The 6736-nt window shown below is 33.5% G+C and carries 6 protein-coding genes; 2 read left to right on the top strand and 4 right to left on the bottom strand.

The window, feature by feature from the left end:
* The 4 genes from ACKI67_RS09945 to ACKI67_RS09930 all read right to left on the bottom strand — a co-directional run.
* The coding region (locus ACKI67_RS09945) for a DUF4013 domain-containing protein (protein WP_407463376.1) at positions 1–543 on the bottom strand (543 nt) is incomplete at its 3' end.
* A 37-nt stretch (positions 544–580) separates the two neighbouring features.
* Positions 581–817, bottom strand: coding sequence for a helix-turn-helix transcriptional regulator (locus ACKI67_RS09940; RefSeq protein WP_407463375.1), 237 nt, complete (start codon positions 815–817; stop codon positions 581–583).
* Between the two features lie 243 nt (positions 818–1060).
* Complete coding sequence (locus ACKI67_RS09935) at positions 1061–1861, bottom strand: CPBP family intramembrane glutamic endopeptidase (RefSeq protein WP_407463374.1); 801 nt, start codon at positions 1859–1861, stop codon at positions 1061–1063.
* Positions 1862–1979: 118 nt separating this feature from the next.
* Positions 1980–2792: a CPBP family intramembrane glutamic endopeptidase gene (locus tag ACKI67_RS09930; protein ID WP_407463373.1), complete on the bottom strand. Its 813-nt coding sequence runs from the start codon at positions 2790–2792 to the stop codon at positions 1980–1982.
* A 272-nt stretch (positions 2793–3064) separates the two neighbouring features.
* Here ACKI67_RS09930 and purB point away from each other — a divergent pair, with 272 nt between their 5' ends.
* On the top strand, positions 3065–4414 hold the full coding sequence (purB, locus tag ACKI67_RS09925) for an adenylosuccinate lyase (protein ID WP_407463372.1): 1350 nt from the start codon (positions 3065–3067) through the stop codon (positions 4412–4414).
* A 221-nt stretch (positions 4415–4635) separates the two neighbouring features.
* Positions 4636–6615 carry an alkaline phosphatase family protein gene (locus ACKI67_RS09920; RefSeq protein WP_407463371.1) on the top strand — a complete coding sequence of 660 codons (1980 nt, stop codon included), beginning with the start codon at positions 4636–4638 and terminating at the stop codon, positions 6613–6615.
* The last annotated feature ends 121 nt before the right edge of the window (positions 6616–6736 follow it).

Here is a 6736-nt window from a genome sequence, read left to right as displayed (position 1 = left end):
GACAATCCAAATTGCAAAGCAAATAATTGTCAATCCAAGATAAGCGGCAATGCATCTTGCAACACCAATGGATTTGATGATTTCAATGATTTCCTTGTAATCAAATGCCTTTTTCAATGAACCGTCATAGTTTGCCATATTGGCTACACCAAACATGCTCATCAAGTAAGCGAATACAATAGCTACAATAGTTACTATGGTACCGATGCCCATCAATGCAGATTCACCATATCCGCCGATTGCACTAGAGGCAATTGCAAATAACATGAAAATCAAGAATGGAATCAGGCAATAGACAAAATAGACCAGAACTACCTTTATACCATCAACAAACATGTCAATAACATTATCAAATTCAGGTAATGGATCATTACCGTTAATCATACCTTCCACAGAGATTTTAGTAACTCTGTATGAATAACCATAAATCAAGAATATTGGAAGGAACAGGAAACTTAGGAAGTAAGTTACTCCCAATATCAATAAAGTTTTCAAATCCTTTGCAGAATATTCCAAAGAATCCTTATAAATATCTAATATCACTTATATCAACCCCAATAAAAATCAAATTATTTTTTTCTTAAAGTTCATCATCACTAAATTTAAAAATATCCTCTATACTTAAATAAGAATCCGTGTCCTCACCATAGGTGGCTACATTCAAGACTCTTGTCAATTTATATGCCAAAAGTAAAGAGGGATTATACCGTCCGTTTTCCAAGGCATTGATTGTCTGACGAGTCACACCGACTGATTCAGCCAAGTCCTGTTGACTCATCTTGATTTCCTGCCTCAAATATCTTATAATTGTTTTCATATAATCACTTAAATAATAGCTAGATTCAATATGGAAATAAAAAAATGTAATGAAAACATTACAAATGTAATAAATAATTTCCAAATGTAAAAATTATTTTACATTCCCATATGTAAAAATTATGTTACATCATATATAAATGTTTCGATGAATTATGTAAAAATCATAAAAATAGTGACTGAAAAAGTGTAAAAAATAGAAAAAATATGAAAAATAGAAAAATAAGGGATAGGGCAAATATCATCATGCCCTGAATGATTTAAAATTCTCGAGAATGTACAATAGTATTAAAAGCCCGGAAATTGTTGAAAGCGCTAATGTGAGTGGAGCAAGAGGCATTTGTAAGAATATCTGATCTATACCAGTTGTCTCAAGAAAAACAGCTAGAAGATTATTTAAAAAGTGAATAGACATTGACATAAGAATATTGTCTGTTTTCAAATAGATTATGCACATGCAGATTCCAAAGACAAATGCACTTGTAATTCCACCAAATTCATGCCCTAGTGCAAAGATTCCAGAAGATACCAGTATAGCAGGGATTATTCCAATCCTTATCTTTAATCTATTGAGCAGGACCCCTCTAAACAACAGTTCTTCAAGTACCGGTGCAATGATGATTGAAGACAATATCTCCAAAAGTAAAGAGGATGTGTCCAAAACTTCTGGAACAAAATCCGGCATAGGTACGTTATCAGGATATACATAATTCATGAATATGTCCAAATTTGAAATCAATGCTACAAAAATAAATGCAAATATAAGGTTTACTGCGAATATATAAAGAATCTCACGCCTATTATCCCTTTCTAAAATCTTTGAAAAGTTGTTTTTCAACCCATGAGTACCCCTTAATGCCCATGCAAAGAACAAGAGCAAAACAATCAAAAAGGGAAGGACAACCAAATCCTCATTATTTTCTATGACAGGAAAAGCCACATATATTGCCACTGCTACGAAAAAAGCAACAATAAGTGCCAAAGCTAAATCCCTAATTCTTATTGTCCTTAGCCTCACATTAAAGTCAGTTACATCAAAATCCATTTTATGCACCAATGATTAATAATATTAAAAAAAATCAACATATAAATAAATTAATCGATTATAATATTTACGAAATAATATTATAAATAATTTACTTATTAAACTTTAATTGAAAGGATTAAAAGACAGGCTTATTGAATTTTCTAGCATAATAAATTATGTATACCGGAACGAAAATTACTGAAAACAAACATAATAAACCCATTACTTCAGCAAATGGCTCATGATATAGAATTGACAATAAAGGAGTGTAATCATTGATATACACCAATAGATTTCCTAAAAAATGAACTGCAATGTTCATAAGGATATTATCATATTTCATATAGAATACACACATAAGCATACCGAATGTAGTTGCAGTTATCACATGCAGGAAAGGTGCTCCTCCATAAAAATGAAGTGAACCGAAAATGATAGAAGAGACAACTATTGCAAATGGAGCCCCTTTTCTAATTTTCAATCTATTGAATATGACTCCCCTAAATAACAATTCCTCAGCAATAGGTGCAATGAAAACAGCTACAATAAACCCTAAAAATAAAGTTAATGGATCGGTAAACCCTGGTCCTGCAGCATTAAGAAAACTTGGAGCATGAACTGTAAAAACCAAACCGACATTCACACAAAGATTAATCAAAACAGTGCAAAAAAGGAAATCTATTACTGCAAGAGCAACTATTTTAAAGGCATTTCCAAATTCAAAAACCTTGTTTACATCCTTTGTGAATCCTCGAGTCCCGATACATGCAAGGGCAAAAAATCCCATAATGCATAAATCAAAAATCATTGAAGAGAATTCCTCATTTTCAAATCCAATGAAATTATAGATGTATCCTGCTAAAAATAAGCATATGACAATAGCTATTCCCGCTTCTAAAAGAGTAATTGTTCGAAGCCTTACATTAAAATCCTTAACGCTAAAATCCATACATATCACCCATGATAAAAAAAATAAACTTATTAATAAAAAAATATTGAAATATTTTTCTAATAATAGTATATTATTGTTATTTATAAATTTTTTTAAAAATTTTAAAAATTTTCCAAAAATTGATGCAAATCATATAAAAATTAATAAAATATATTTAATCTAAAATTCAAAAATAAATATGTATTTTAAAATATATGATTTAAAAAACATGATTTTAAAAATTAAAAATTGATATTAAATGAAAATTATCTAAAATAAGGAGAGTTTAAATGGCAATACATCCAATTGAATTTAGATATGGGACTCCAGAAATGAAAAGAATCTGGGAACAGGAAAACAAGCAACAAAGAATGTTAGATATTGAATCTGCATTGGCTCAAGCTGAAGGAGAACTTGGAATCATTCCAAAGGAATTTGCAGACGAAATAAAAGCTAAAGCAAACACAAAATTCGTTACTGTAGAACGTGTAAGTGAAATTGAAGCTGAAACCAAACACGACATCGCTTCCCTTTCAAAAGGATTAAGTGAAGTCTGTGAAGGTGAAGCTGGAGAATACGTTCACTTCGGAGCAACATCCAACGATATTGTAGACAGTTCAAACTCATTACTCATAAAGGACTCAATTGAAGTTCTTGAAGAAAAGATCGAAAGATTAACCAAAATCATTCTTAAATTAGCAGAAGAGAACAAGACCAAAGTCTGTATCGGACGTACCCATGGTCAACATGCACTTCCAACAACCTATGGTATGAAATTTGCAATCTGGGCAGATGAGCTTCACAGACAATACGACAGATTATTGCATGCAAAGGAAAATGTCTGTCTCGGTATGATGGACGGTGCTGTAGGAACCACTGCTGCACTTGGAACCCAAGGTTGGGAAGTTCACAAGAAAGTATCTGAAATTCTTGGACTCAAACCTGCTCCAATCACTAACCAAGTATTGCAAAGGGACAACCATGTAGAATTCATAGCAACCCTTGCTAACATTGCAACTACATTAAGCAAAATAGCTCTTGAGGTCAGAAACTTGCAAAGAACTGAAATTCAAGAGTTAGGTGAATTCTTCGACCCTGAAAAACAAGTTGGAAGCAGTACCATGCCACATAAGATGAACCCAATTACTGCTGAAAGGATTTGTGGTGTTGCAAGAATCGTAAAATCATATGTAAATGCAGCTATGGAAAACAACCCTCTCTGGCACGAAAGAGACTTGACAAACTCTTCCTGTGAAAGAATTATGTTCCCTGAAGCTTGTATTCTTTGTGATTACATCTTGAATCTTACAATCAAACTTATGAACAATCTCATCTTCTATGATGAAAACATTGAAAGAAACCTTAATTTCACCAATGGATTAATCATGGCAGAAAGATTGATGGCAGAACTCACTAGAGCGGGAATGGGTAAACAAACCGCTTATGGAGTAGCTCGTAAAAACGCTATTAAGGCAAACAAAGAGAAATTACTCCTTGCAGACCTAATCCTTGAAGACCCTGATGCAAGCCAATTCCTCTCTAAAGAGGATGTTGAAAGAATTATGGATCCTCATACTTACATCGGTTCTGCAGAAATCATTGTTGATGAAATTTTAGAATCATCTAAAGACTGGTTCTAATTACTCAACTTTTATTTTTTTTTAATCTATTTTTACTTTTTTACTTTTTTACTTTTTTTACTTATTTTTTCAATTTTGTCAAATATTTTAGGACTGTTTTTATCAATAGTATATTAAATAGTTAATATTAATATATTATTGAAGATGTTTTCATGAGTTAAGATGACATATCTAACTTAATTTCATAAGGGATGGATTGACAAATATACGGGGTAAAGATTATGAGAGACATTGAAGAACTTAAGAAAGCACCAGGATTATCGTTAAAAAGGTATTTGATACTGTTTATTTCAAATGTATTGGGAGTGTATTTAATCAGCTCTGGATTGAATCTCACATTAAGCAATTTAGGCCATGTTGTGCTACTCATATTTATCGTCGCAACTTTCAATTTTGTAGTATGGCCCTTTATAACAAAGATATTAATGCCAATTTTTGTTTGGACTTTTGGAATAGCTGCCCTTAGTTTAAATGGGGGAGTATATGTATTTTTCGGACATTTTTTAGGGATAGACTTTCCCGGATGGGGAGTGATAATATTACCATTGACCATAGCGTTTATTTCAATGATCCTATCAGTCATATTTGCAAGTCAGGAGGATAATCCCCACTATAGTGCAATGTTAAGAGAGGCTCAAAGGAAAAGAAAAGGTGCCCCTAAGAATTACCCTGGATTGATAATCGCGGAAATAGATGGTCTTGCATATGACGTCTTGTGTGAAGCTGTTGAGAAGGGCCATATGCCTACTGTCAAGTCAATGCTTGATAACAAAACCCATACTCTTAAGAAATGGGAAACTGACTTGTCTTCACAGACTGGAGCAAGCCAAGCAGGAATCCTCCATGGAAATAATGAAGACATCACTGCTTTCAGATGGGTTGAAAAGGAAAATGACAATCAAATAATGCAATGTTCAGGGATTTCAAAGGTCAAAATACTTGAAGAGAGAATATCCGATGGGAACGGTTTGCTTGTTGATAATGGAGCGAGCAGATCCAATCTATTTTCAGGAGATACCGATGATGTAATCTTCACTTTCAGTAAAATAACCGATTTGAAAAAACTATATAACGGTGCATGGTTTACCATTTTTTCACAGCCTAACTATTTTGCATGTATAGTCATACAGCTTTTGGGCGATATGTTCCATGAAATAGTTTCACAATTGAAACACAGTCTATTGAATATCAGACCAAGAATTTCAAGAGGAATCCCATATATTCCAACAAGAGCAGGGACAAATGTATACATGAGGGAAATCAACACCGAGGCACTTATTGGAGACATGATGGTAGGAGACATTGATGTTGCATACTCCACATATTTAGGATATGATGAGATTGCACACCATTCAGGAGTCAGAGATGAGGATGTATGGTCTGCCCTTAAAGGAATGGACAGACAGATAGAACGTTTGCTTGAAGGAAAGAAATATTCTCCAAGGGAATACCAAATCGTGATTCAATCCGACCATGGCCAAACCAATGGTGCAACATTCAAACAAAGATACGGGCAATCATTTGAAGATTTTGTCAAATCACTACTCCCTCAAGACGTTAACATGTATGCTGAAATGTCTTCAAACGAAGACCGTTTTGCAGGAGCATACAACCCATTTTCAGGTAAGATAAAATACTTTGAAAACAGAAGAAATGCTTATAAAGAAAAAAAGCTAGCAGAATCTGAAATCGTTGTTCTTGCATCTGGAAATCTTGCAATGATTTATATGACCAAATGGAGCCATAGGCTAAGCTATGAAGAAATCAATGAAATGTTTCCAGATATGATTGATGGAATCATCAACAATGAATATGTAGGATTCATATTGGTCAGGTCATCTGAAAAAGGTGACATGGCAATAGGCAAAAATGGAATATACTACCTTGATACTGATGAAATAGAAGGGGAAAATCCTCTTGAAGGTTTCGGAGACAATATAGTCCAACATTTAAAGAGAAACAGTTCCTTCAAATACACTCCAGACATTTTAGTAAACAGCTTTTATGATGCGGAAAATGATGAGGTCTGTGCATTTGAAGAGCTGGTTGGAAGCCATGGAGGAGTTGGAGGAAGCCAATCCGAACCGTTTATCCTATATCCTTCCCAGTGGAATGTTCCAGATGAGGAAATTGTAGGTGCAGAAAACGTCTACAAGATACTAAAGACAAATTTAAAGAACTTGAAAGATAATGCAAAATAGATAAAACTATTTTTATAAGTTGCTCTAAACCTATTAATATGTTTAGAGAAATGAGAAGGAAAAAACAGGCATTAAGTAAAGAAGAGTGCATAGATATTTTAATCAATGAACCACGTGGTGT

The sequence above is a fragment of the Methanobrevibacter sp. genome (assembly GCF_045577275.1).
GTDB lineage: Archaea > Methanobacteriota > Methanobacteria > Methanobacteriales > Methanobacteriaceae > Methanobrevibacter.
Note: the sequence above shows the minus strand (reverse complement) of the source record. Positions and strands in the feature narration are given on the sequence as shown.